This window comes from Devosia epidermidihirudinis, assembly GCF_000971295.1.
In the GTDB taxonomy this organism is placed as follows: domain Bacteria; phylum Pseudomonadota; class Alphaproteobacteria; order Rhizobiales; family Devosiaceae; genus Devosia; species Devosia epidermidihirudinis.
Genome location: NZ_LANJ01000011.1, coordinates 242,292 through 266,677 on the forward strand (window position 1 = coordinate 242,292; position 24,386 = coordinate 266,677).

At 61.6% G+C, this 24,386-nt stretch carries 20 protein-coding genes and 2 tRNA genes; 9 read left to right on the plus strand and 13 right to left on the minus strand.

The features are described from left to right. Positions 1–40 precede the first annotated feature (40 nt). Positions 41–3,103, minus strand: coding sequence for an autotransporter outer membrane beta-barrel domain-containing protein (locus tag WH87_RS04185; RefSeq protein ID WP_052726328.1), 3,063 nt, complete (start codon positions 3,101–3,103; stop codon positions 41–43). A gap of 247 nt (positions 3,104–3,350) precedes the next feature. Here WH87_RS04185 and WH87_RS04190 point away from each other — a divergent pair, with 247 nt between their 5' ends. After that, the gene (locus tag WH87_RS04190) at positions 3,351–3,794 is read left to right on the plus strand and encodes a hypothetical protein (RefSeq protein ID WP_046138354.1); all 444 of its coding nucleotides are present in this window, start codon (positions 3,351–3,353) and stop codon (positions 3,792–3,794) included. A gap of 25 nt (positions 3,795–3,819) precedes the next feature. Here the strand turns inward: WH87_RS04190 and WH87_RS04195 are convergent, their stop codons facing one another. The 4 genes from WH87_RS04195 to WH87_RS04210 form a co-directional block, all read right to left on the minus strand. Next, on the minus strand, positions 3,820–4,071 hold the full coding sequence (locus tag WH87_RS04195; protein WP_046138353.1) for a hypothetical protein: 252 nt from the start codon (positions 4,069–4,071) through the stop codon (positions 3,820–3,822). 307 nt (positions 4,072–4,378) lie between these two features. After that, a tRNA-Ser gene (locus tag WH87_RS04200) sits at positions 4,379–4,468 on the minus strand. 44 nt (positions 4,469–4,512) lie between these two features. Then, on the minus strand, positions 4,513–5,484 hold the full coding sequence (locus tag WH87_RS04205; RefSeq protein WP_046138352.1) for a quinone oxidoreductase family protein: 972 nt from the start codon (positions 5,482–5,484) through the stop codon (positions 4,513–4,515). After that, positions 5,481–6,362: a TerC family protein gene (locus WH87_RS04210; RefSeq protein WP_082092488.1), complete on the minus strand. Its 882-nt coding sequence runs from the start codon at positions 6,360–6,362 to the stop codon at positions 5,481–5,483. Before WH87_RS04210 ends, WH87_RS04205 begins: the two co-directional genes overlap by 4 nt. A gap of 190 nt (positions 6,363–6,552) precedes the next feature. Here WH87_RS04210 and WH87_RS04215 point away from each other — a divergent pair, with 190 nt between their 5' ends. Genes WH87_RS04215 through WH87_RS04225 form a run of 3 tightly spaced genes read left to right on the plus strand, consistent with a single transcriptional unit; the run spans position 6,553 to position 8,632 of the window. Then, positions 6,553–7,005, plus strand: a complete 453-nt coding sequence (locus WH87_RS04215; protein WP_046138351.1) for a YeeE/YedE family protein — start codon at positions 6,553–6,555, stop codon at positions 7,003–7,005. Next, positions 7,005–7,472 (plus strand): DUF6691 family protein, encoded by a 468-nt coding sequence (locus WH87_RS04220; protein WP_046138350.1) that lies wholly within the window; start codon positions 7,005–7,007, stop codon positions 7,470–7,472. Before WH87_RS04215 ends, WH87_RS04220 begins: the two co-directional genes overlap by 1 nt. After that, on the plus strand, positions 7,472–8,632 hold the full coding sequence (locus WH87_RS04225; RefSeq protein ID WP_046138349.1) for an FAD-dependent monooxygenase: 1,161 nt from the start codon (positions 7,472–7,474) through the stop codon (positions 8,630–8,632). The genes WH87_RS04220 and WH87_RS04225 overlap by 1 nt, the downstream gene beginning before the upstream one ends. Before the next feature lie 195 nt (positions 8,633–8,827). Here the strand turns inward: WH87_RS04225 and WH87_RS04230 are convergent, their stop codons facing one another. The 3 genes from WH87_RS04230 to WH87_RS04240 form a co-directional block, all read right to left on the minus strand. Beyond that, on the minus strand, positions 8,828–9,547 hold the full coding sequence (locus WH87_RS04230; protein WP_082092489.1) for an invasion associated locus B family protein: 720 nt from the start codon (positions 9,545–9,547) through the stop codon (positions 8,828–8,830). Positions 9,548–9,692: 145 nt separating this feature from the next. Continuing rightward, positions 9,693–13,181 (minus strand): transcription-repair coupling factor, encoded by a 3,489-nt coding sequence (gene mfd, locus WH87_RS04235; protein WP_046138348.1) that lies wholly within the window; start codon positions 13,179–13,181, stop codon positions 9,693–9,695. Further along, positions 13,178–13,456 carry an FAD assembly factor SdhE gene (locus WH87_RS04240; protein WP_046138347.1) on the minus strand — a complete coding sequence of 93 codons (279 nt, stop codon included), beginning with the start codon at positions 13,454–13,456 and terminating at the stop codon, positions 13,178–13,180. The genes mfd and WH87_RS04240 overlap by 4 nt, the downstream gene beginning before the upstream one ends. 305 nt (positions 13,457–13,761) lie before the next feature. On the opposite strand from WH87_RS04240, the gene recG reads away from it, so the two are divergent. Beyond that, positions 13,762–15,870, plus strand: a complete 2,109-nt coding sequence (gene recG, locus WH87_RS04245) for an ATP-dependent DNA helicase RecG (protein ID WP_046138346.1) — start codon at positions 13,762–13,764, stop codon at positions 15,868–15,870. Positions 15,871–16,349: 479 nt separating this feature from the next. Here the strand turns inward: recG and glmS are convergent, their stop codons facing one another. Together glmS and glmU are read right to left on the minus strand one after the other, a co-directional pair. After that, complete coding sequence (gene glmS / locus WH87_RS04250; RefSeq protein ID WP_046138345.1) at positions 16,350–18,176, minus strand: glutamine--fructose-6-phosphate transaminase (isomerizing); 1,827 nt, start codon at positions 18,174–18,176, stop codon at positions 16,350–16,352. A gap of 6 nt (positions 18,177–18,182) precedes the next feature. Continuing rightward, positions 18,183–19,535 (minus strand): bifunctional UDP-N-acetylglucosamine diphosphorylase/glucosamine-1-phosphate N-acetyltransferase GlmU, encoded by a 1,353-nt coding sequence (gene glmU / locus WH87_RS04255; RefSeq protein ID WP_046138344.1) that lies wholly within the window; start codon positions 19,533–19,535, stop codon positions 18,183–18,185. Positions 19,536–19,581: 46 nt separating this feature from the next. Here glmU and WH87_RS04260 point away from each other — a divergent pair, with 46 nt between their 5' ends. From WH87_RS04260 to WH87_RS04270, 3 genes are all read left to right on the plus strand, one after another. After that, complete coding sequence (locus WH87_RS04260; protein ID WP_210165688.1) at positions 19,582–20,460, plus strand: hypothetical protein; 879 nt, start codon at positions 19,582–19,584, stop codon at positions 20,458–20,460. A 73-nt stretch (positions 20,461–20,533) separates the two neighbouring features. Beyond that, positions 20,534–20,608 (plus strand) — tRNA-Lys (locus tag WH87_RS04265). A gap of 133 nt (positions 20,609–20,741) precedes the next feature. Then, positions 20,742–20,984 carry a sunset domain-containing protein gene (locus WH87_RS04270; protein WP_046138342.1) on the plus strand — a complete coding sequence of 81 codons (243 nt, stop codon included), beginning with the start codon at positions 20,742–20,744 and terminating at the stop codon, positions 20,982–20,984. Between the two features lie 38 nt (positions 20,985–21,022). On the opposite strand, the gene WH87_RS04275 is transcribed toward WH87_RS04270, so the two are convergent. Genes WH87_RS04275 through WH87_RS04285 form a run of 3 tightly spaced genes read right to left on the minus strand, consistent with a single transcriptional unit; the run spans position 21,023 to position 23,634 of the window. After that, the gene (locus tag WH87_RS04275) at positions 21,023–21,352 is read right to left on the minus strand and encodes an aromatic amino acid lyase (RefSeq protein WP_046138341.1); all 330 of its coding nucleotides are present in this window, start codon (positions 21,350–21,352) and stop codon (positions 21,023–21,025) included. Beyond that, positions 21,352–22,281 carry an aromatic amino acid lyase gene (locus tag WH87_RS18780; RefSeq protein ID WP_052726325.1) on the minus strand — a complete coding sequence of 310 codons (930 nt, stop codon included), beginning with the start codon at positions 22,279–22,281 and terminating at the stop codon, positions 21,352–21,354. Before WH87_RS18780 ends, WH87_RS04275 begins: the two co-directional genes overlap by 1 nt. Positions 22,282–22,290: 9 nt before the next feature. Beyond that, the gene (locus tag WH87_RS04285; RefSeq protein WP_046138340.1) at positions 22,291–23,634 is read right to left on the minus strand and encodes an aromatic amino acid lyase; all 1,344 of its coding nucleotides are present in this window, start codon (positions 23,632–23,634) and stop codon (positions 22,291–22,293) included. A gap of 207 nt (positions 23,635–23,841) precedes the next feature. Here WH87_RS04285 and WH87_RS04290 point away from each other — a divergent pair, with 207 nt between their 5' ends. Next, the gene (locus WH87_RS04290; RefSeq protein ID WP_156458057.1) at positions 23,842–24,369 is read left to right on the plus strand and encodes a hypothetical protein; all 528 of its coding nucleotides are present in this window, start codon (positions 23,842–23,844) and stop codon (positions 24,367–24,369) included. Positions 24,370–24,386 lie beyond the last annotated feature (17 nt).

Here is a 24,386-nt window from a genome sequence, read left to right on the forward strand (position 1 = left end):
ATCCCCGCTTCCATTTTTTGTTACCCCTACCCTTTGTCACCTAGAACTTGCTGACAAATCCCACAGTGCCCTTGGCCGCATAGCTGCCCTCGAAGCTTGTCGTGCCGAGTACTTCGCCGTGGAGAGCATGGGTCCCGTCGGCCAGATCAAGCGTGCCGCCAAACCCAAGCTCAGCGCCCAGTTTCTGGCTGGCGAAGGTCAGATCCGTGCCGGATACGGCTACGCTGGTGCCGTCGAGGAATTCATAGGTCAGGTTGGTGACGCCATAGAGCTTGGTGGCGGCCGCGCGGCCCTCTGCATCCTGCCAGTCGGTCCGATAGTCGACCGCGAAACCGAGGCGCCCTTTGAGGCTGGCACCATTGCGCAGGGATACATCGGCACCGAAGTGATCGGTGAATGCGTCAAAGCCGACCGAGGCGTAGTTTAGCTGAGCCTGTGGAGTCAGCGACCAGCTCTCATCCAAGGCAAATTCATGCCCAACTTCGATACCGGCCGCAAAGCCCGTGCCAGCGTTGCCCTGCACCAGCGCATAGCCAGCGGCATTGAGGTCTGTGCTGAAGCGCGCAATCTGCCCCTGCAAATCCACATAACTGCCTGCCTGGTCGCGCCAGGTGAGCGAGGCGCCGAGGCCAAATCCTTCTGTGCTGTTGCTGCCATCGCCAAACGCCGAGAATACGTTGGCAGACTGGCGGCTGTATTGGGCAGTCAGGCCAGCGCTCAAGCTACCATCCGCAGACTCCACCAGGCGCCCCGAAAGGCCGACCTGGGCCAGGAACATGCTGCTGTCAAAGGCGGCGCCTGCGGTCGACGTTGAGGCCTGATAGTGGCCGGCGGCGCCTTCAATGCGGGTAACGAAGCCCTGCTGGTTGGCGTCGCTCTGGCCTACGCGCTGCCGCAGAGTCGGCAGATCGATCATGCCGAGCAAGGCCACAGGGTAGTTTTCCAGGGTTGGGACCGTCGGCGAGAGTGCGCCGCTGTTGCGCAGGTACCAATTGCCGTCGCTGCCGGTGGCAATATCGTGCTGCTTCAGCTCATAGCGATAGGCACCGCCAATCGCGAGGCCATCCAGCACGAAGGCATTGGCATCCGAGAGTGCGCCCTGCACTTCCACGACCTTGATCCCATCCGTCGTTGCGGCACCAACGCCGCCGAGATTGACCACAGAAACCAGCGTGGGCGCGAGACCTAGCAATGAGTTCCCGGTGATCAGCAGCAGGTCCGCCGCTGAGCCATTGCCCCCAAGCACGGTCTCGATCTCAAGACGACCGCCACTGCTTGTATAGTCGCCCGCAACCGTCAGCACGCCAATCGAGTTACCGGGCGCGATCGTCCCGCCGGCAAAGTTTGTGGTTGAGCCAACCTGGCCCGTGCCCTGCAGGCGCCCGCCGCGGACTTCCAGTGTCCCACCGAGGACGTCTTTGACCGTCAGGATACCGTTGTAGATGCCAGACACGCCCGTCAGGCCCGAATTGTCGCCAGTGAGCGTGGTATGGCCGGCGCCAACCTGCTGAACACCGCCCGTGCCGGCTATGGTGCCGCCGAAGGTGACAAGGTCCGACCGGTTGAACGCCACAATGCCGCTATTGGCGACATTCCCACTTATACTGCCGCTCGTGCCACCATTGCCGAGCTGCAACGTGCCAGCGCTGATAGTGGTCCCGCCGCCATAGCTGTTGCTGCCGGTCAGAGTCAGCGTACCCAGCCCGTCTTTGGTCAGCCCGCCCGCGCCGGTAATTTCGGGGGCGATGTCAATGTTGAAGCCATTTGTATCGAAGATGCCGCCGGAGGTGCCCAGGGTGATTTTTTGAGCACCGTAGTTGCGGAAGAAATTCGCATTGTCGCCAGTGGCCCGAATGATGCCGCCATCGAGGGTCACGTTTGCCGTGCCCCGTCCACCAGCGAATCCACTGGTTTCAACGACCCCTCGCGAGCTCGATGTGCCCAGCACGTTCAGCGTGCCAACTGCGGACACGTCAGACGCACCCAGATAAACGCCGCCCTTCGCAAAAACCCGTCCGCCGTCGTCAACGCTCACAACACCGACGCCATGATTGCCCACGGTGAGACTGGAGCCAATCATCTCCCAGCTTGATCCTGTGCCTTTGACGACAACAGTGCCGTCGCCCGTTGGACCGGCACCTACATAGCCCTGGTGACTGGTTACACTCGCACCGTTCTCGACGTTCAGAACACCGCGGGCATAGGAACCAATCGTAAATTGATCGGTGACCGTCCAAGACCCGCCCGATGTCAGCAGTGCCTCGCCATATCCTTCCACGCCAAGGGTGGCGGAATAGCTCGACACAGTGCCGCCGTCCGAGATGACAATATCGCCATGTCCGAAGACGCCATCTCCATTGGGGGCAGCGCTACCAACGTCGATCCGTCCGCTGGTGACGACCTTGCCACCCTGGGTAACATTTAGTGTGCCGCGGCCTTCATCGCCAATGTGGAGGTCATACTCGTGCGTCCAGGTGGAGGCGTTGCCTTGCCCGTCAACGCCAGACACCGTTACAACACCAACACCGCCCGCACTGCCGCCTATATACCCGGTCTCGCTGCTCACCAGCCCGCCGGCAAGAATATTAAGGGTCCCGTCGCCGTACTGCCCCACGACAACGTCGCCGAAATTATTCCACGATGCTTCATGCCCAGAGACGGTAACCGTCCCCACACTGCCGGCATCGGCTCCAATATAGCCTCTCGTGCCCGTCACCACCCCGCCGTCGAGAATACTGAGCGTCCCCTCGCCCTCCTGGCCGACATAGAGAAAATACGCATTGTTCCAGGTGGAGGCATTGCCCAGGCCATCCTTGCCGGTGACAGTAACGGTGCCTAGGCCGCCAGCTTTGGTGCCGATCGATCCCTGGTAATTGTTGAGGACGCCGCCGTCCTTAATGTGCAACTCACCAGCGCCGATTATCCCGATATCCAGATCGGTGGAATCGGTGACGTCGGCTGCATTCGCCGGATTTGTATCGCCTGTGAGTTCAACATCCAGACCAGACGCCGTCGCACTGGCTAGCATCAGGGCCAAAGGAGCAACTGTCATCAGCAGGCCGCAGCGCGGCAGGAATGGCAACGGCGAACCGGGATTTGTCATGACGGGAAAAACTGTTCTGATTCATACACTAAGCAGATTTGATCCCGTTATGCTTAATGGGCCATTAAGAAGCCTTCTCAACGATCGGCACGACCCGACGCCACACCATACCTAGACAGGCTTGTCGGCAGGACAAGCTGAAGCGGCGCCGATCTTTTTGACGCACACAGAGACCCTGCCCCGCTAGACGCTTGACGGCACCAAAACCAGGCCGGATAGCTGTGCCGTTGAGTTTTGTGAGGGTTACATGCGTATCCAGTCGATCGTCGCCGCAAGCCTTTTGAGCATGATGGGATGCAGTCTATCACTGGCCGCAAGTGATTCCGTCGACGCCACCTTCGAACGTGACGATCCCTCGAACGCGACCATGACGCTGACAGCCGAAGGCGAGGCATGGCGCGTCGTCTTTCGCGCAGGCGGAATCCCGAACGGCGCGGCAACAGCGGCCGATTGCGAACTTGAGGCCGTGGGGCCCCAGGATTTGGACGGCGTCATTGCAGCCCAGTTGGTTCCGTTTGAGGGCGAGCTGTACACAATGACCGCCGCCGACATTGGCGCCGATGCACCTGTTATTCAGGTCGCGGTGGGACCGGAAGGTGTGTTTGTGACCGATGCCGGCGCAGCTGATCGCTTTTGCGGTTTAGGTTCGGATATCGAAGGCTTCTACCTCCGAACCGGCGCGATTGACTGAATACTCGCGCTAGAACCGATCACGTTTACTGAGCCGTCGGCGTTGTAGTGTCGGTCGGCGGGGCATTCTCCAGCCCCTCGGTCGCCGGCGTATTGTTGGATTCCCCGATTGAGGTCTGATTTGAAGCGGCACTTGCCGCACCCGCCTTGTGGCTGCCGAGATACGCGACCGTGCCAAAGATGAGCGCACCGCCGATCCAAAGTGCGCCGGCGAGCAGAGCAAAGCCTTCGATAAACTCGACACCGGTGCGGTTGGGGTTATTGCCATAGACGTTCATGCGTGCCTCCTGGGTTGCAAGATTAACCCCGAAGGCCCCGGAACGGTTGCTTGCCCGGAACCGCCGCAAATGCAAAAGCCCTACCGGCTAGGGCGGGGCTTAGACAGGTCGGGCCGCAACGGCAATGGATCAACTTCCCCTTTGCCCGCACAGCAAGAACCTAAAAACGGATATTGAACCCGCTGGCGATCTTGTGGAACGACACATGCTCGCTGACTTTCACAGGGCCGACCAAATAGATGTCGCAGGACCCCAGATCGGTGTATGCAGCCACTACGCCGTTGAAAAACATAACTAAATCAGGGAATGGCGGGTAGGGAGGGATTCGAACCCCCGGAACGCTTTCACGTTCGCCGGTTTTCAAGACCGGAGCAATCAACCGCTCTGCCACCTACCCGTTGGAGGAGCGTTTAGCTTCTCCTGCCCTGACTGTCCAGAGTGCTAAGGCACGAGGATAACCGAGCCTGTGGTCTCACGATTTTCCAGTGCCCGATGCGCGGCTTCAGCCTCGGCCAGCGGAAAGGTCTGGTTGATCTGCACCTTGATGGTGCCGTCGGCCACCGCTGCGAACAGCAGCCGCGCGCCTTCCAGCAGGTCCTCGCGCTTGGCGAAGTAATGCGTACCAGTCGGGCGCGTCACATACAGCGAGCCCTTGCGCGACAGCACGGTAATATCGGGAATGCTGACCACGCCCGAGGCATTGCCGAAGCTGACCATCAAGCCACGCGGCCGCAAGCAATCGAGCGATTTGTCGAAGGTGGACTTGCCCACGCCGTCGTAGACGACATCAACGCCCCTGCCCCCGGTGATTTCCCGCACGCGCTCGGCGAAATCCTCCGTCGTATAATTGATGACGTGATCGCAACCATGCGCGCGTGCAAGCTCAAGCTTTTCGGCGCTGCCGGCCGTGCCGATCACTGTCGCGCCAAGGGCTTTGGCCCATTGCGTGGCAATCAGCCCCGTACCGCCCGCTGCGGCGTGCCACAAGATGGTTTCGCCCGGCCTCACACGCCAGGTCTCGAACAGCAAGTAGTAGGCCGTCAGCCCCTTGAGCAGGATGGCCGCCGCCGTCTGGTCATCCACGCCATCGGGAATCGGGATCAATCGTTCGGCCTTGGCGACACGATCAGTGGCATAGGCGCCCAGTTGCCCCTGATAGGCCACCCGGTCACCCACCTTGAGGTGAGTGACGTCTGGGCCCAGCGCCGTGACGACACCGGCTGCTTCATTGCCGGCGACGAAGGGTGTCTGCACCGGGTACAAGCCCGAGCGCTGGTAGGTGTCGATAAAGTTCAGGCCAATGGCCGTTTGTCGCAATACGACCTCGCCCGGGCCGGGACTGGCGAGCTGCCAGTCCTCATAGCTCAACTGCTCGGGGCCACCGGCCTGATTGACGACAATAGCCTTACTCATGGCTTGGATACCTTTGGTTTGCGTGGCGCCGATTTGGGGCGCGATTGCGCCTTTGCGGTCGGCGTCGATTTTAGTTTTGGCTTGGAGACTGCAGCGACAGCCTCTGCGCCGGTAATCGAACCTGTCGCGCCGGTAAAGGGCGCGACGGCTAAAGCGGGCTTGCCGCGCAGTTTACGCTGCTTGGCGATGATGTTGATGGCTTCAACCAGCACCGAGAAGCCCATGGCTGCGTAGATGTAGCCCTTGGGGATGTGGAAGCCCAAGCCATCGGCTACCAGCGACACGCCAATCAGCAGCAGGAAGGCGAGCGCCAGCATCTTGGTGGTTGGGTGCTCCGAGACGAACTTGGCTACTGGCCCCGACGCCACGAACATCACGCCGACGGCGACGATCACGGCAGCAATCATCACCTCGACGTCGTCGGCCATGCCAACAGCGGTGACAATCGAGTCGATAGAGAACACCATGTCGATGATAATGATCTGGCCGATAATGGCCGCGAACACCGCACTGACCTTCTGGGAGACGCTTGCTTCATGCGGCTCCTCGATGGCGGCGTGCATTTCGTGGGTGGCCTTGTAGATCAGGAAGCCACCACCGGCGATCAGGATCAGATCCTTCCACGACAGGTCGAGGCCGAAGGCCGATATCGCGGGCTGGGTCAGGCTAATGATCCAGCTGATGACCAGCAGGAGCAGGATGCGGAAGATCAGGGCGAGCGCCAGACCGATCTTGCGCGCGCGGTCCGCCTGCTCTTTTGGCAGCCGCGACACGAGCACAGAAATGAAGACAATATTGTCGATGCCAAGCACGATCTCCATGACCGTGAGGGTACCAAAGGCAATCCATGCATTTGGATCAGCCAATAGCTCAAGCATTTCGGGCTCCGTTCCCAAAAGGAAAATGCAATGCGGCTATGTATGCATAGGTTCCTCACCCAGAAACAGAGGCTGGTAGAGTTTTCCTGCAACCTGCGGTTGGCGCAGCAAAAAGACGCTGCCGCGGCGCTGGTATGGCCATGCGCGGGGGTGATAGCCTTGCCGCGATATCGAACCACGCGTGAGACTCATGGAATCCTTTTCGCCTCTGTCAGCCGCCTTGGGCGGTTCACTGATCGGGCTGGCTGCTGCTGTGCTCTGGCTCGGCAATGGCCGCATCGCGGGCATCTCGGGCATTTTCGGCCATTTGCTGCCGCCTGTCCAAAGCGCCGTCTGGCGTCTGGTGTTTCTGGTGGCGCTGGTGCTGGCGGCGTTCGTCGCGGCAAAACTGTTCCCACAGCTTGGCGTCGGCGGCGTTGAACCTCCGCGCCTCGTCGAAGCGCCAGCCGCCTGGGGCATCCCAACGCCGATCTGGCTGGGCATAGCGGGCCTGCTGATCGGCGTCGGCACCCGCATTGGCAATGGCTGCACGTCAGGCCATGGCGTTTGCGGGTTGGCGCGGCTCTCCGTGCGCTCGCTGGTGGCTGTCGTGGTCTTCTTCGGTGTCGCGATCATCACCGTTACCGTGACAGGGGTCGTGTAATGGCTGCTTTCAAGCTTCCCTACCTCGCTACGGCGGCCCTCAGCGGCGCGCTGTTTGGCGCCGGCCTTTACGTTTCGCAGATGGTCGATCCGTTCAAGGTGCTGCGCTTCCTCGATTTCACCGCCATTCCAACTGGTGGCTGGGACCCGAGCCTGGCCTTTGTCATCGTGCCTGCCATCGTGGTGATGTTCATTGCCGTGCAGATCGGCAACCGCCGCACCGCGCCGCTGTTTGACAAAGCATTCAACACGCCGACCAACACCAAGATCGACGCCCCGCTGGTTGGCGGCGCGGCGCTGTTCGGTATCGGTTGGGGCATGTCGGGCATTTGCCCCGGCCCCGCGATCTCGCTGATTGCCTTCGTGCCGGACAATCTCTGGATTTTCCTCGCCACAATGGCCATTGGCTCGTTTATCGGCAGCCTCGTGATGTCAAACACCCGCACCCAGAAACTGGCGGACGCGTAATGAGTTTTGATGCAGATGCTATCGTTGTTGGCGGTGGACTGGCGGGCGTGGCCGCGGCGATTGCCGTGGCGCAGGCTGGCCTGACAACCATCCACCTCGCCCCAGCGGGCCCGCCGGACAGGCGCACCTCCGCGCTGATGATGCCGAGCGTCGATTATCTGCAAAGCGCAGGCCTGATCGATGACCCGGCCGATGTCGGTCATGCGCTGACCCAGATCCGCATCATCGACGCCACCAGGCGACTGATCCGCGCGCCTGAAACCTTGTTCGACTCCAGGGAAGCTGGCCTCGACGCCTTTGGCTGGAACTTCGCCAATATCCGCCTTCTGGAGCACTTCCATGCCGTTGCGGCAGGGCTCGACAACCTTGAAACCCGTAACGCCGGCGTTACCGAATTTCGCCGCGTCGAACAGGGCTCCGAGGTCACGCTGACGGATGGCACCACTTTACGTGCCCCGCTCGTCATCGGTGCTGATGGCAAGAAATCCCTCATTCGCGCTGCGGCCGGGTTCAAGGCTCGTGAGACCCAGTTCACGCAGGCCGCCTTGGTGTGCGATCTGGAACTGGGCCGCCCCATTGGTGGGGCTTCGATCGAGTTCCACTATCCCCAGGGGCCATTCACGCTCGTGCCAGCCGGCGGCAATCGTGCCAACCTGGTTTGGATCGACGACGCGGATCTGCTGCGCGACGCGCAAAGCCGCGGGGCGGACTATCTGCTCGAAACCTTCCTCGACAAGTCGCAGCGCCTGTTCGGCGCCATCACCATTGCTACCCCCACCTTCGTGTTCCCGCTCAGCACGCTCAGCGTCGATCGGGCCGGTGCGGACGGTGTCGTGCTCGTAGGAGAATCGGCGCATGCCTTCCCGCCCATTGGCGCGCAGGGCCTGAACCTCGGCCTGCGCGATGTCGCCGACCTTGCAGCCGCGCTGACGGGCGTCGACCGCTCCGAGGCCAATTGGGCGGCCACAGTCAGTCAGGACTACTCAGCGCGCCGCGCTGCCGATCTGGCGCGTACTGGCGGCATGGTGGACACGCTGTTCCGCTCGCTGCTGGCCGAAATGCTCCCAGCACAGGCCATGCGCGCTGGCGGGTTGTGGGCTCTCAAGCTGCTGCCCGGAATGCGCAAGCATGCGTTTTCACTTGGGATGGGTGGTCGGTAGAGTACCCCCACCTAGCCTCCCCCTGAACAGGGGGAGGAACAGCCCGGCGAGTGGCGCGAGATCCTGTCTAAGCACCGGCCAACCTCCTCCCCCTGTTCAGGCGGAGGCCGGGAGGGGGTGCTCTTCCAAAACCACCATAAAAAACAAAAGGGCGCGGTCACCCGCGCCCTTTGTCATTTCAATCTGTAACCAGGCTTACTGCGCAGCAGGTGCGGCGCCTTCAGCTGGTGCAGCGCCATCGGCTGGGGCCGCGGTGCCGTCGAGCTGCTTGCGCAGCGTTTCGGCGCGATCCTGCAGAACCTGCTCGAGAGCGTTGTCGCCCGAAGTTTCCTGGCGGAACTGGTCGAAGGTCAGGGCGGCATCGCCATCATAGGCAGCGGTAAAGCCAGCCAGCGTGATTTCGATGGTCAGGTCTTCGTTCTGGCGGTTCTTGGCGGTGAGCTTGAGCTTGCCGCCCTTCTTGAGCGAGTTGACATACTGCTCGTTGATCACGAGCTGGGTGGCGCACGAAGTTGGGTCGCACAGCATGTAGGGGACGCGCACTGGCTTGGCGCCGTCGATCTGCCAGGTCAGGCCGAAAGGCAGCAGCACGCCGAGTGGAACGGCAGCAACAGCCAGCAGGCGGCTTTCCTGGCCCGGATCGTCACGCAGCAGGAACGAGCCGAGGAACTGACCATTGGCCAGAACGACCTGACGCATAATGCAAGCCTTCTGCCCATCTGGCAGTGGATCGCAAACCTTCAACCAATTCTGTGGTGCAGCAGCGCCTGCAGCGGCAGGAGCAGCGGCGGCCTCAGCTGGCGCTTCTGCAGCAGGGGCGGCTGCTGGTGCAGCGTCCTGCGCGAATGCCGCGAGCGGGGACAGCATGAGCGCGGCCACCGCAAAACCGGCGACGAGGGGTTTCCTGAATATCATAGAACTTCCTTGGCTTCTTTGGCGGTCCCGGTGACCTTCTGCCACCTTGAGAATTGAACTGCCCTTCAAGTGCTGAATTCGGGCAATAACATGACCGACACACCTTGCCAAAGCATTATGGCGTAACGGCGATGCATGCCTTCTCCTAGAGGTTAACCTCGGCAAGCCGGGCCATGCGTGAAAGGATCGCTGCCGCGCCCTTGAGCCGGGCCTCTGGCGTCGGCCAGCTGCGGGCAAACACCAGCTTCTGATCGGGCTTGATACGGACCTGATTGGCCGGATCGCTGACCAGCTTGACCAGGCCTGCCGGGTTCGGAAACTCGTTATTACGCAAGGTGATAACCGCGCCCTTTGGACCGGCATCGACCTTTTCGACATTGGCCTGACGGCACAGCGCCTTAACGAGAATGACCTTGAGCAGCGCCTCGACTTCTTCCGGCAGCGGGCCGAAACGATCGATCAATTCCGCACCAGCGCCGTCGATATCGCGAATATCGGTCAAATCGCCGAGACGACGATAGAGCTGCATGCGCAACTGCAGGTCGGGCACATAATGCTCGGGAATCATGACCGGCATGCCGAGCGAAATCTGCGGGCTCCACTCGTTCTTGTCTTCGTAATCCTCGTCCCCGTTCTTGAGGTTTGCCACGGCTTCTTCCAGCATGGACTGGTAAAGCTCGTAGCCAACTTCGCGAATATGGCCGGACTGTTCGTCGCCAAGCAGGTTCCCTGCCCCGCGAATATCCAGATCGTGGCTGGCGAGCTGGAAGCCAGCGCCCAGACTTTCGAGCGATTGCAGCACGCCCAAACGACGCTCTGCCGTGTCGGTCAATTTTTTGTCAGCCGGCACGGTGAACAGCGCATAGGCACGCGCCTTGGCGCGACCGATACGGCCACGGATCTGATAAAGCTGGGCGAGACCGAAATGGTCGGCGCGATGCACGATCAGCGTATTGGCGTTCGGAATATCGAGTCCCGATTCCACGATGGTCGTCGCCACCAGCACGTCAAACTTGTTGTCGTAGAAGGCGTTCATCACGTCATCGAGTTCGCCCGGCGCCATCTGGCCATTGGCCACGACGAAGCTGACCTCGGGCACCTGCGCCTTGAGGAATTCGGCAATCTCGACCTGATCGGAAATGCGCGGCACCACATAGAACGCCTGCCCGCCACGATACTTCTCGCGCAGCAGCGCTTCGCGGATCGACAGCGCATCGAAGGGCGAAATGAAGGTTCGGATCGCCAGACGATCAACTGGAGGTGTCGCCAAGAGGCTCAGATCCCGCACACCGGTCAGCGCCAACTGCAGCGTGCGCGGAATTGGCGTCGCTGTCAGCGTCAGCACGTGAACGTTGGCCTTGAGTTCCTTGAGCCGCTCCTTGTGGCCTACGCCGAAATGCTGTTCTTCGTCGATGATCAGCAGGCCCAGGTCCTTGAACTTGATGGTCTTGCTGAGCAGCGCGTGCGTGCCCACCACGATATCGACCTGCCCATCGGCAAGGCCTTCCTTGGTCGCTTTGAGCTCGGCAGAACCCACCATGCGCGACGCCTGGCGCACGCGAACGGGGAGCCCGGCAAAGCGCTCGGCAAAGGTCTTGAAGTGTTGGCGCGACAGCAGCGTCGTTGGCACCACCACGGCAACCTGCTTGCCGCTGAGCGCCACGGCAAAGGCCGCGCGCAGCGCCACTTCGGTCTTGCCGAAGCCCACGTCGCCACACACCAGACGATCCATGACACGGCCCGAGGTCACGTCATCGAACACCGCCTCGATAGCGGCCATCTGGTCTTCGGTTTCCTCATAGGGGAAGCGCGCGGCAAATTCGTCATAGGCGCCGGGATTGATCTCGACCACGTCCGCCCGGGTGAGCAGGCGCGCCGCCGCGATTTTGATGAGCTGCTCCGCCATTTCGCGGATGCGCTTCTTGAGGCGGCCTTTCTTGGCCTGCCAGGCAACGCCGCCCAGCTTGTCCAGCGTCGCATTGGCGTCTTCCGCGCCATAGCGCGTTAGCAGCTCGATGTTTTCCACCGGGAGATAGAGCTTGGTGTCGCCCGCATATTGCAGCTCGACGCATTCATGCGGCGCGCCACCGGCCTCGATGACCTTGAGGCCGAGGAACCGGCCGATACCGTGATCGACGTGCACCACCAGATCGCCCGCGGCGAGGCTGGCGGCCTCGGTCAGCGCGTCGCTGGCCTTCTTCTTGCGCTGGGGCCGCAGGATGCGCTCGCCCAGAATGTCCTGTTCGGACAGAACCAGAAGGTCCTTGGTCTCGAAACCGCTTTCCAGTGGCAAGACGACCAGCGAGGTCGTGGCGGCGCTGGTGGTTTCGGCATCGCGCCAGTTTTCCGCCATGCGCGGATTGGTCAGGCCATGGTCCTTCAGCACCTGCGCCATGCGGTCGCGCGTGCCTGTGCTCCAGCACGCCACGATGGTCCGGCGACCATTGCGGCGCTCGGTCAGCAGGCGCTCAACCACAGACTGAAACAGGTTGACGTCCGTCGCCTGCCGCTCGGCGGCAAAGCTTGGGGCGATCTGCCCCCCGGCATCGTCCGACGCCTTGGTGCTGGGCGACATGAACGGCGACAGCTGAATGACCGAAGCCCCAGCCAGCGCATAGGGGTGGGTTTCGACAGCGTAGAGCAGCTCGGGCTTCACCGGCTTATACGGCGCCCCCGCCCCCGCCACTGTCGGCAGCAGGCGGGCGGCTTCACGCGCATCGTAATAGTCGCGGATCTGCGCGACGCGGTCGCTATAGGCCTCGGTCGCCTGATCATCGAACACGAACGGGGCGTCGCCGGTATAGTCGGCCAGCGTATCGAGATAATCGTAGAAGAAGGGCAGCCAATGCTCGGTGCCCGAATAACGCGAGCCGCCGCTGACCGACGCGTAAAGCGTGTCATCGACGGTGTTGCCGCCAAAGGTCGCCGTGTAGGTCTGGCGGAAGCGGCGAATGGTCTCGTCGGTCAGCACCACTTCACTCATTGGCGTCAAGTCGACGCGCTTCAGCGTACCGGTGGTGCGCTGGCTATCCGGATCAAAGGTGCGGATCGATTCCAGCTGGCTGCCGAAGAAGTCGAAGCGCAGCGGCGCTTCCGTGCTGGCTGGGAACAGATCAACCAGACCGCCGCGCACGGCATATTCGCCGCTTTCGCGCACGGTCGGCACACGCAGATAGCCATTGTTCGCCGCCCAGGCGATCAGCTTATTGCTGTCGACAATCCGGCCGGTCTGCGCTGAAAACGACATGGTCTCCACCACATCGCGCGGCGGCAGGCGCTGGATCAGCCCGTTGACGGCGGTGAGGATCACCGCGCCCTTGGTGCCCGATGTCAGCGCCGCCAGCGTGTTCATCCGCGCCGCGATGGTGATGTTGTTGGGCGAAACCCGGTCATATGGCAGACAGTCCCAGGCCGGCAACGTCAGCACCGGATGGCCGGGCAGCATGGCAGTCAGGATGTCGGCCATCCGCTGCAGGCGGCGACCGTCGCGCGCAACAAAGACAAGGCTGGCCGCATCATCGGGCGCAGCCGCAAGGCGCTGCTCGATCAGACGCACCAGCACCATGGGCTGCATGCCGTCAGGCACATGGGCGATGGTGCGGATGGCACTCGTGCTGGGCTGCTGTTCAATCATTTGGCGAGCCGGGCGTGATGGTCGGCGATGACCAGTTCCAGAAATGCAAGATCAACATTATCCGGCGGTGTCTCCTGCCCCATGACCCATTTGAGCAATGGCGGATCTTCCTCGCTCATCAGCGCTTCGAGCCGATCAAGCGCGGCGTGGTCATATGACTCGACATGCGCGTCCGCAAACGGGCCCAAAACAAGGTCCATCTCGCGGGTGCCACGATGCCAGGCACGGTAGCGCAGCTTCTTGCGGCGCACGGAAATATCTTCACCGGCAGTCATTTGACGCGCCATGATCCCGAATTTGTTCTCGATTTGGACACTCTCTTACGCGCAAAGGAAGGGCTTGTCAGCCCTTTGATACCAGAGCATGCGCAGCAATACGCCGGTCTCCCCGCCCCCACACATCGTCACCCTCGGGCTTGACCCGAGGGCTCTACACTTGCCCACAAAACCCTCGGGTCGAGCCCGAGGGTGACGACCGGTGGTTGTACCACGTACTCGGTGTCATCCCGGCGTTGACCCGGTGGATGGGAAGACATTGGACCCAACCCTGTGCCATTTTCACGCAAAGGAGAATCATCGCCGTGCCGCGTCCCGATAGCCTTTCGCCGCTCTTCCGCTCGCTGCACTCCATCAAGGGTGTCGGCGACAAGCTGGCTGCGCTGCTGACGCGGTTCTTCGGGGCACCCGATGGGCAGGGAGCGATTGCCCTCGATATCCTGATGCACATGCCCTCCGGCGTGGTGGATCGGCGGCGGCAAGTCGGCATTGCCGAGGCCTATCTCAATCAGATCGTGACGCTGAAACTGCATGTTGATCGGCATCAGCCGCCGCCACGCGGCAAGCTGCACATTCCCCATCGCGTCTTCGCGCATGATGACACTGGCGATGTGCAACTGGTGTTTTTCCGCGCCCAGGGCGGCTGGGTGGAAAAGGCACTACCGGTCGGCGAGGAGCGCTTCGTCTCCGGCAAGATAGACTTCTTCAATGGCGAGAAGCAGATCACCCATCCCGACTACATTGTCGAAGCCGACAAGTTCGCCACCCTGCCGCTTGTCGAGCCGGTTTACCCACTGACGTCCGGCCTCAGCTCCAAGGCGCTCACCAAGCTGGTGCGCCAGGTGGTCGATGGTCTGCCCGATATCCCCGAATGGATCGCACCCGCTACAATGGCCGAACGCCAGTGGCCCACATTCGCCGATGCCATGCGCAGCGTTCACCTGCCGGTTTCACCCGCCGAAGCCGAGCTCTGGGGCCCTGCTCGCATGCGCCTGGCGTATGACGAGTATTTCGCCGGCCAGCTCACCCTGCAACTCATTCGATCCACTATGGTTTCGTCGCGGGGAATCTCTCGCATTTTCACCGGTAAGGTGACAGATCGCGTTACCGCTTCGTTACCCTTTTCTCTCACAGAAGGTCAGCAAAAAGCCGTCGAGGAAATCCGCGCCGACCTCGCCTCCCCCGATCGTATGTCGCGCCTCTTGCAGGGTGATGTGGGCGCTGGAAAAACCGTTGTCGCCCTGATGGCAATGGCAGCCGTCGCCGAAAGCGGGGCACAATCCACCTTGATGGCGCCGACAGAACTCCTTGCCAGCCAGCACTTTAAGACCCTCAAGCCGCTCTGTGAGGCGGCAGGCCTCGGCTGCGAATTGCTCACCGGCAAAATGCCCGCCGCACAACGCCGCGCCATCCTCGCCGGCGTCGCGAGCGGCGCCACCGACATTCTTGTCGGCACCCACGCTGTGTTCCAGTCCGGCGTCGAGTTCCACAACCTCGGCCTTACCGTCGTCGACGAACAACACCGCTTCGGCGTGCATCAGCGTCTCGCCCTGTCCGAAAAGGGTCGCCACACCGACCTGCTGGTGATGACCGCGACGCCAATTCCCCGCACACTGGTGCTCACCCACTTTGGTGACATGGCCGTCAGCGTATTGCGCGAAAAGCCACGCGGTCGCCAACCGATCGATACGGCAGTCCTTTCCATCGGCGACTACGGTCGTGTCATTGCCCGACTTCAGGCCCGCCTTGGCGAAGGTGCGCAAGCGTTCTGGGTCTGCCCATTGGTCGAAGAGAGCGAGCATCTCGACGTCGTCTCCGCCGAAGACCGCTTTGCGGAGCTGCAAAAGGTCTTCGGCGACAAGGTCGCGCTGGTGCATGGCCGCATGAGTGCCGCGGCCAAGCAGGAGGTCATGCAGCGCTTTGCCGCCAATGAACTCAAACTGCTGGTGGCCACCACCGTCATCGAAGTGGGCGTCGACGTGCCCAATGCCTCTATCATGATCATCGAACACGCCGAGCGCTTTGGCCTCGCCCAGTTGCATCAGTTGCGTGGGCGCGTTGGTCGGGGGTCGCAGCGGTCGGCTTGTTTGCTGCTCTACAAGGACCCGCTGAGCGAAACCGCCCGGGCTCGCCTCGACACAATCAAATCCACCGAAGACGGCTTTGAAATCGCCGAACGCGATCTGGAGTTGCGTGGCCAGGGCGACGTGCTCGGCACCCGCCAATCCGGCATGCCCGGCTACCGCCTCGCGGTCCCCGACGTGCACCGCCATCTCATTGATTTCGCCCATGATGACGCCAAGGCGGCGCTGGCTGCAAACCCGGGCCTGAGCGGCCCCGACGGCGAGGCGCTGCAAACGCTGATGTATTTGTTCCGCAAGGACTTGGCGATCCCACTGATCCGCGCGGGGTAACCCGCCGCACGTCCCTCCCCCACCATCGTCATCACCCGGCTCGTCCGGGTGATCCACCTTCTCTCACAGCGCCTGAAGTGGATTGCCCGGACAAGCCGGGCAATGACGGAGGGATAGCTTTGTGGAAAACAGAAGTGGCCGAGCGTCACCACTACGTCACCGACTACACTCCGCGCCCCCAACCATCGTCATCACCCGGCTCGTCCAGGTGATCCACCTTCTCTCACAGCGCGTGGAATGGATTTCCCGGACAAGCCGGGCAATGACGATTGGGGATGGCTTGATGCGCTTCAAGGGGCACGGCGATCACACCACGCGGGTTAAACGCCCGGCGCCCGTCGTCCCACCACACATCCCACCATCGTCATCACCCGGCTCGTCCGGGTGATCCATCTCCTCTCACAGCGCGTGGAATGGATTGCCCGGACGAGCCGGGCAATGACGATTGGGGAGGGTTACGGGAGGCGCGTAAGACAGCCCTACTCCACCGTCACCGACTTCGCCAGATTGCGCGGCTGGTCAACGTCCGTGCCCATGAACACCGCCGTATGATAGGCCAGCAACTGCACGGGGATACACGCCAAGATTGGCGCCACGAAGCTGTCCACGCGCGGCACGATGATCACATCAGAAATGCCGTGACCGGCCGTTTCGGCGCCTTCGGCGTCGGTGATCAGAATGATCTTGCCGCCACGCGCGGCGACTTCCTGCATATTGCTCAAAGTCTTGTCGACCAGCTCGTCGGATGGCGCCACCACGATGACCGGCATGTCCTCGTCCACCAGCGCGATGGGGCCGTGCTTGAGTTCACCGGCGGCATAGCCTTCAGCGTGGATGTAGCTGATTTCCTTGAGCTTGAGCGCGCCTTCCATGGCGATTGGGAACATCGGACCACGGCCGAGATAGAGCACGTCCTTGGCCTTGGAGAGTCGCTTGGCGATGTCGATGATCTGGGACTCGGCAGCCAGCGCCTTGGCGACCGCTGCGGGCAAGGCCGTCAGCGCACGCACCAGCTCATTCTCACGCTCAGCACTCAGCACGCCACGGGCACGGCCAGCAGCAATTGATAGGCCAGCAAGTGCCGTCAACTGCGCGGTCAACGCCTTGGTCGAGGCCACGCCGATTTCAGGCCCGCACAGGATCGGGAACACCACGTCCGACTCGCGGGCAATGGTGGATTCCTGCGTGTTGACCAGCGAGGCCACATGCTGGCCCTGCCCAGCGCAATAGCGCAAAGCGGCTAGCGTGTCGGCGGTTTCGCCGGACTGGGAGATGAACAGCGACAGCCCGCCTTTCTCCAAGGGTGGCTCGCGGTAGCGGAACTCGGACGCTACATCGATATCGACAGGCAGTCGGGCATGGCGCTCGAACCAGTACTTGGCGACAGCACCAGCAAAATAGGCCGTGCCACAAGCGCTGATGGTCAGGCGCGTCAGGTCGGCAAAATCAAACGGCAAAGTTTCGCGCAGCGCCACCTTCTCTGCGCCCATATCCACATAGTGGCTGAGGGTATGCGAGATAGTTTCGGGTTGCTCGTAGATTTCCTTGGCCATGAAATGGCGGTGGTTGCCCTTGTCCACCAGCAGCGCCGAGGTCTGCGAAATCTGCTGCTCGCGCTGCACGATAGCATCCTTGCCATCGCGGATGGTGACGCCTGCGGGCGTGATCACCGCCCAGTCACCATCCTCCAGATAGGTCAGGCGTGAGGTGAATGGGGCGAGCGCCATGGCGTCGGAGCCCAGATACATTTCGGTATCGCCGTAGCCGATGGCCAGCGGCGCACCATGACGCGCGGCGATCAGCATCGCCTCTTGCCCTTTGAACAGGAAGGCCAAGGCAAAAGCGCCCTTAAGCTGCTTTAGCGTGCGGGCAACGGCCAATTCGGGATCGGCCCCATTGGCCAGTTCGCGGCTGACCCAGAGTGCGACGGACTCAGTGTCCGTCTGGGTCTTGGGCAGGTAGCCGTCCTTGGCAAGATCGGCCAGCAGATCGCGGAAGTTCTCGATAATGCCGTTGTGCACCACAGCAACGCGGTCAGTCGCGTGAGGGTGGGCGTTGGTTTCGGTCGGCGCGCCGTGGGTTGCCCAGCGGGTATGGCCAATGCCCACCTGCCCGCCAAGAGGCTCAAAAGCCAGCTTCTGCGCCAGATTACCCAGCTTGCCTTCAGCGCGGCGGCGGGAAATGTCGCCGCCTTCCAGCGTGGCGACACCAGCGCTGTCATAGCCGCGATATTCCAGGCGCTTAAGCGCATCTACAAGGCGCGAGGCGACGGGCGCATCGCCCACAATTCCGACAATGCCGCACATCTGCGCTTATCCCTTTTTGGCTTGCTTCTTGGCCGCCGCCTTGGCGAATATTTCCTTGGCGCGTCCGGGTTTGTTTGTCTGGCGGCTTCGTCCGAGCGCGAGCGCGTCGGCTTCGACGTCTTCAGTGATGACGCTGCCGCTCGCCACAAGAGCCCCCGCGCCAACATTGACCGGGGCAACCAGCGACGAATTGGAGCCAATGAAGGCATCGTCGCCGATAATGGTCTTGTGCTTGTTGTAGCCGTCATAGTTCACGGTGATGACACCGGCGCCGATATTGACGTTATCGCCAACGCTCGCGTCGCCGATATAGCTCAGATGGCTGACCTTGGCGCCCTTGCCGATATCGGCCTTTTTGATCTCGACAAAATTGCCCACCTTGGCGCCCTCGCCCAGATTGGCCTCCGGCCGCAGCCGCGCGAATGGGCCGACCGATGCATTGCGGCCGACATGAGCGCCTTCAAGGTGGCTGAAAGCATGGATCACCGCGCCCTCTTCGATCACCACACCGGGCCCGAAGACCACGTTGGGCTCGATCGTCACGTCGCGGGCAATTTCGGTGTCATATGAAAACCAGACGCTGCTCGGGTCCTTGAGCGTCACGCCAGCCTTCATGAAGTCGTCGCGGCGGACCTCCTGAAACAGGGCCTCGGCACGCGCCAGCTGGCTGCGATCATTGACGCCCATGACGTCATTTTCAGGCGCAATTCCGAAGCCGACCTTCTTCCCGGCAGCGTTGGCCAGCCCAACCAGATCCGTCAGGTAAAACTCGCCCTGGGAATTATTGGTCTCAACCTTGTCGATCAGGTCCCGGAACACTTCGGCGCGGAAGGCCAGAATGCAGGCATTGCAGAGGCCGATCAGGCGCTCTTCATCGGAGGCGTCCTTATGTTCGCGGATCGCCAGCAGAGTTTCGCCGTCGGTGATGAAACGGCCATATCCGGTCGGATCTTTGGGTTCAAAGCCCAGAATCGCGACGTCGAGGCCGTCTTCGAGGCGGTCCAGCACCACGCGGAAGTTGTCGCCGCGCAGCAAAGGGTGATCGCCGTAGACAACGGCGACATAGCCAGTCGCGTCCTCAAACAGGGCCCGCGCCATCGAAGCGGCATGAGCCGTGCCCTTGGCCACAGTCTGCTCGAAATGCACCACGTCAGGCTGCAAACTGCTGACAGTCTTGCGAATTTTGTCATGCGAAGGGCCGGTCACCAGGGCAATGCGGGTAGAGCCCGCATCGCGTGCGGCCTGGGCGACGTGACCAATAATCGGCAACCCACCGACCTGATGCAACACCTTGGGAGTTGCTGACTTCATCCGCGTACCTTCGCCCGCGGCAAGGATGATCGACAGCAGTTCAGTCATGGGTCACTCCAGGATGCAGTCTAATAGTGCGCTTTTTTGCAGAATTATGGCACGCAACAATTGGCGAACAGATAATGACGGCGACAATGTTAATGTCTGCGCAGGCCTTGATTCGTCTGCGCTTTGGGGATTTGCCTTGGCTAGAGCATCCGAACAGTTCCGGCAATCTGATGTCACCTTCTGGGGTATGGCCGCGCTCTGTGTTGGCGCCATCGCCGTGATGGGTGCAAATGTGTCCGCCATGATACCCCAAAGCATCCTTGCGGGGCTTCACAAAACGCGGCTCGACGGCGCCACACTTGACCAGTTGCGGGTGCAGGTTTCTGCCCTGCGCGAGGAGACTAGCCGCCTGCAGCGCGAGAACAGCATTTTGGCTACGCGCTTCGAGCTGGACGAGCAGAATGGCAATGCCGTGACCCAGCGCGTCGGCGCGCTAGAGGTCAGCATGCCGCGACTCATTGAGGCGCTCCCGTTCAATGCCGAGGTGGATCGCTCCGCGTTCACCTCTTCCATCGGCGAAGGCCAATCGCTCATTTATGACACCGAGGGCGGTTCGGTCCGGATTCGCCAACAGCCCTTGGCTGCAGCAAAGCCTGCGGTCAGTGGCGCGCAGCCCCTGCCCTCCGAAATCTCCCAGACGGCGGCAACACCAACCGCCGAGTCACCCAGCTTCGGCATCGCCGTGGGACCCAGTGTAACGCCCTCCCTGGCCGGAAAGGCGTGGGAAGACCTCTCGATAAAGCTCGGGCCACTGCTGTTCGGACTTTCTCCCCTGTTGTTTGATGAGACCGCCACCGGCAACAAACGCATCGTCGTCGGCCCGATAACCCGCCTGTCTGAGGCCACTTCGCTGTGCCAGCGGCTCGAGCACGTGTCGATTGCATGCCTGCCAATGCCATATACTGGTTCACCGCTGGCGAATTAAGGCGAAACCCGGTTGACAGCGAAGGCTGCGTGGCTATGTTCCGCCGCGACGCCAACAGCGTCCGCCTTGGTGCGTGCCGGTAGCTCAGTGGTAGAGCATTCGACTTTTAATCGAATGGTCGAGGGTTCGACCCCCTCCCGGCATACCATCCCCTTCTCCCACGATCATTGACTTGAATGACCAGGAAGAGCGCGCCCCGCGTGGCTGTGCCTCTGGTGTAATGCGAATCCGCTCTGGCAGCCTACAACGCTCTATGTTGTTGTCGCCGCTGGAGAAAATGCATGATTAGAGCGACTTTTGCAGCAGCGTTGCTCATCGCTGCCGCCTTGTTGCTGAGCTGTGCGGCCGCCCAAAAGAACGGGTGCAATATCAAAGGGAACATCAACACAAGGGGCGAACGAATCTACCACGTGCCGGGACAGCGGTATTACAACGACACCAAGATCAGCGCATCACATGGCGAACGCTGGTTCTGCACCGAAGCAGAAGCGCGGGCCGCAGGCTGGCGGCGGTCAAAGGTCTAGTCCCCGGGCGACCGCCCGCCAAGCTAGCCGCAGCTGGCCTACAGGGGAGTCGCGAAGGCGACGACCGAGTGGCTCTCACAGAGATCGCTGGTGAGGCTGTCGACAGCGTCCGCGAGATCGGCCTCTTCGGCCTGCCTGACGCCCGTGGCGAGCAGGAACAGGGCCGAAAGGCGGCTATAGAGGTTTAGGCTGGCAATCGCCTTGCGCGCGGCGCCATAGCTGAACTCCACGTGATCCTCCTGACCACCCTTGGTCGGGATTGAGTCGACGCTGGCCGGTTGGGCATTCTCGTGAATCTGCTGCGCAGTATCGAGCGCGGACAGATAGAGCGCCTCCTGCCCGGTGGCACGCCGGCGGATCATCTCCATCAAAAGGCTGCCTTGTCGGACAACAGGATTGCCAGCAGGTCGAGGTCATAGCCCACCTGCGTGTTACTGCAGTTGCAGCCCATGGCAACATCATAGGTATTGCCGTTGCTGAACAGCAGAGGATTGTCGCAGGTAATGTTGGTCTCGAACCCGATGGTCCGCTTGATCTTGGCGAAAACAGCAGCCACCGACCCGTTGAAGCGTAGCAGTTCCTCCGCGTCGGGAAATGCGGCCAGCTGTGCAGTTTCGATAGGCTCCAGATAGGACAGAAGATTTCCGGCGCCGTTGATGCAGAGCGCGGCGGCGGCCTGCGTCATGGTCGAGCCGTTCATGATGGCCAGCACTTCCTTGCACTCCAGCGTAAACCGGGGCTCCAGCCCAGCCAGCGTCAGCGCCTCCCGCGCAGCGATGAGCTTCCCCTGATAGAAGACGCGCGCGCCCTCCATGCCACTCGCCACCATGGCGCAATGTGCCATGGGCCCCAGATCGCTGAGCCCAGTGGAGCCGAGTTCCCGGATGGCGGGAGAAATGCCGGCATTGAAGATGTCGAGAAGCCGACGGACCAAGGCGGGTCGGACCCCGGAATACCCACGACTCAAGACGTTGGCTCGGATCAGCAGCGCCGTTCGGGTAATCACCGGATTGATGAAATGCCCCATACCAACCGCATGCGGATAGGGAATGGTGCTGTTCCAGGCGATATGTTCGCTGGGCGAGAGAACCGTGTCCTTGAGATTGCCCAGCGCGGTGTTGACGCCGTAGACGACCGGCGCCTCGTCGCCAAGCCAGGCCTCCACCTGTCGACGGCTGGCGTGGCAGGCGGCAGCAGCGGTCTCGTCGAGACCAACTTGCGCGCTGTTTGTCGCTATTGCGTCGGCGATCTGCTGCACGGTGAGATCATGACCGGTGATGGAAAAATCGTTGTGCATGTCTGATCCTCAATCCAGCCGACCAATGGCGTCTTCTACGGCGCGAACGATCGTGCCCTGAACGATAAGCCACTCGGCCACATTCATATCATCGGACGCAAAGCGATTTTGCAGCACCATCGGTAGATGCGTGCGTGTCGCGGCAAGGGCTGGCGCAGAACCTGCACCAAATGCTCTGTTGGGGAGCGTTCGGCGGGTCAAATCCATGGCCTGAGACGCCATGAAGAGCTCAATCGCCAGCACTTTGCCCAGCAGGTCCATCAACTCGACAAGGCGAATGCTGGAGCTGATCCCACGGGGCACGTAACGGCCCGTTAGTGCGCTGAAACTACCCTGCCCTCGGCCCTTGGGTGCCTTGAGCTTCATTTCCGCCACCACTGCGGCGGCTGCGGCCTGAATCACCGGAAAGCCATGATTAAAGCCGGGGTTCTCGGCCACAAGGTTCATTGGCAAACCATAGGACATTCGGCTGTCCAGCATACGGAAGCTGCGCCTCTCGCTGATGACCGCCAGGTCGATCAAGCCGATCGCCAGCAGATCCAGCGCATAGTCCAGCGTCATGTCTCGACTGGCGACGGATTGCTGGAGACTGCCCTCCAGAGTGGCAGCAAACCACGCCAGCGCGTCGCGTCCGCCGCCATGCGTTTGCGGCACGGCGCGAATGCTGATGGCGTCCTGGCACCTCGGCCCAGAGTCGCCGCCAAATTCCATCCGCGCGTCTTCGGTGGTGAATTCGCTGTCAGCCACGATGCGGCGGACATTGCGGGCGGCAGCGATCTGGCCGGGATAGGGCCGACCGAGTTCATGCAGGCGCGCATCGAATGCACCGGTCTCGCCGCGAATACCTTCTAGTGTCATAGCCGCACAGATATCGGCGCCTTTAAACAGATGATGGGCCGCATCGTAAACGTGGACGGCCAATGCGCCACTTATGTCCAGCTGCGCCTCGAGCGCGTCGAAATCGACATCGGCGCGTGCCGAGTCGGTGATGCTAGCAACTTCGAGCCCCTCAGAAGCCTCAAGCTGACGCCCTTCCCACAGCAACACGCCTCCCGCTGCACCTTCCAATGCGGAGCGTAGGCCGCGCCGGGCGGCGGCCTCACTCGCACCAGCGCGCCAAGTCGGCGACAGGCGCGCATCTAGAAGAGCCTGAAGGTAGCGCTGCGTAGGCTCGCTCGCAGTGCGCTGCAATCGCAGGAGCAACACCGTGCCAACAAAGGCGGGCATATAGCCGCCATCGCGCGCGCCGGGTGTCGCCGACAGGTCCGCTGGCAAAGACGCCGCGCCGCAGATCGACTTCGCCGTACCGATGAGACCCGATAGCGAAAATGCGGGGTTGGAAATTGTGTCCATCAGATCTTCTCACACATCGACCAAATTTGCGGCGCGCGCCCCGCAAGTATTTGAGTTTCAAGCTATTTAGAAACAGCCATCGGCGGTATATCCCAAAACCCGAACGAAGGATGCTCTGTCAGGCCGTGGCACATCGCAGCGCCCGTTAACCGGACGCTTTATCTCCCGGCATAGCATCATCGCTCAATCTTCGATTCGGGTGTGCCGGTGTCACGGGATATTGCTGATCTGCTCAAGGTGCTTGCAGTTACGCTGCTGCTGTTTGGCGTTGCCACGCTGGTGATGCTCTATGTCATCTACCTGCTGACGCAATATGGCGGGAACCTGCCGCTGATCAGCGCGCTGCCGGTGAAAACGCCCCCGGCGCTGGTGCCAATGCTGGCTGATAATCGCCTGTTCGCAACGCTGGCGGCGGCCCATGTCACAGCAACCGGCCTCGCGCTGCTGATCTCCAGTAACACCATCGACATGGCGCTGCTGATCACCTCCAAGGCGGTGACTGTCGTGCTCACCGCCCTGCTCGGCTTTGTCGGCGGGCATATGATCTACTTGCAGTTGACCGAGAAGATTGCCTTCAACATCGCGCCGCTGACGCCCGCCTTCATCACCTTCGTGGTGTTTCTGGTGCTGTCGTCGTTCCTCAGCGCCTACAATGTGCGCCAGTGGGGCAAGCTGCGGTTCGTCGCCGCCGTGGTCGGAATTCTGGCTGGACCACTTCTGCTGGTCTGGCTGTAAGCCGCCGCAGCCCAAAT

Bases quoted from the DNA above. Each gene is read 5' to 3' on its own strand.
- WH87_RS04185 (WP_052726328.1), bottom strand. From the start codon at position 3,103: ATGACAAATCCCGGTTCGCCGTTGCCATTCCTGCCGCGCTGCGGCCTG.
- WH87_RS04190 (WP_046138354.1), top strand. From the start codon at position 3,351: ATGCGTATCCAGTCGATCGTCGCCGCAAGCCTTTTGAGCATGATGGGA.
- WH87_RS04195 (WP_046138353.1), bottom strand. From the start codon at position 4,071: ATGAACGTCTATGGCAATAACCCCAACCGCACCGGTGTCGAGTTTATC.
- WH87_RS04205 (WP_046138352.1), bottom strand. From the start codon at position 5,484: ATGAGTAAGGCTATTGTCGTCAATCAGGCCGGTGGCCCCGAGCAGTTG.
- WH87_RS04210 (WP_082092488.1), bottom strand. From the start codon at position 6,362: ATGCTTGAGCTATTGGCTGATCCAAATGCATGGATTGCCTTTGGTACC.
- WH87_RS04215 (WP_046138351.1), top strand. From the start codon at position 6,553: ATGGAATCCTTTTCGCCTCTGTCAGCCGCCTTGGGCGGTTCACTGATC.
- WH87_RS04220 (WP_046138350.1), top strand. From the start codon at position 7,005: ATGGCTGCTTTCAAGCTTCCCTACCTCGCTACGGCGGCCCTCAGCGGC.
- WH87_RS04225 (WP_046138349.1), top strand. From the start codon at position 7,472: ATGAGTTTTGATGCAGATGCTATCGTTGTTGGCGGTGGACTGGCGGGC.
- WH87_RS04230 (WP_082092489.1), bottom strand. From the start codon at position 9,547: ATGATATTCAGGAAACCCCTCGTCGCCGGTTTTGCGGTGGCCGCGCTC.
- mfd (WP_046138348.1), bottom strand. From the start codon at position 13,181: ATGATTGAACAGCAGCCCAGCACGAGTGCCATCCGCACCATCGCCCAT.
- WH87_RS04240 (WP_046138347.1), bottom strand. From the start codon at position 13,456: ATGACTGCCGGTGAAGATATTTCCGTGCGCCGCAAGAAGCTGCGCTAC.
- glmS (WP_046138345.1), bottom strand. From the start codon at position 18,176: ATGTGCGGCATTGTCGGAATTGTGGGCGATGCGCCCGTCGCCTCGCGC.
- glmU (WP_046138344.1), bottom strand. From the start codon at position 19,535: ATGACTGAACTGCTGTCGATCATCCTTGCCGCGGGCGAAGGTACGCGG.
- WH87_RS04260 (WP_210165688.1), top strand. From the start codon at position 19,582: ATGGCACGCAACAATTGGCGAACAGATAATGACGGCGACAATGTTAAT.
- WH87_RS04270 (WP_046138342.1), top strand. From the start codon at position 20,742: ATGATTAGAGCGACTTTTGCAGCAGCGTTGCTCATCGCTGCCGCCTTG.
- WH87_RS04275 (WP_046138341.1), bottom strand. From the start codon at position 21,352: ATGGAGATGATCCGCCGGCGTGCCACCGGGCAGGAGGCGCTCTATCTG.
- WH87_RS18780 (WP_052726325.1), bottom strand. From the start codon at position 22,281: ATGCACAACGATTTTTCCATCACCGGTCATGATCTCACCGTGCAGCAG.
- WH87_RS04285 (WP_046138340.1), bottom strand. From the start codon at position 23,634: ATGGACACAATTTCCAACCCCGCATTTTCGCTATCGGGTCTCATCGGT.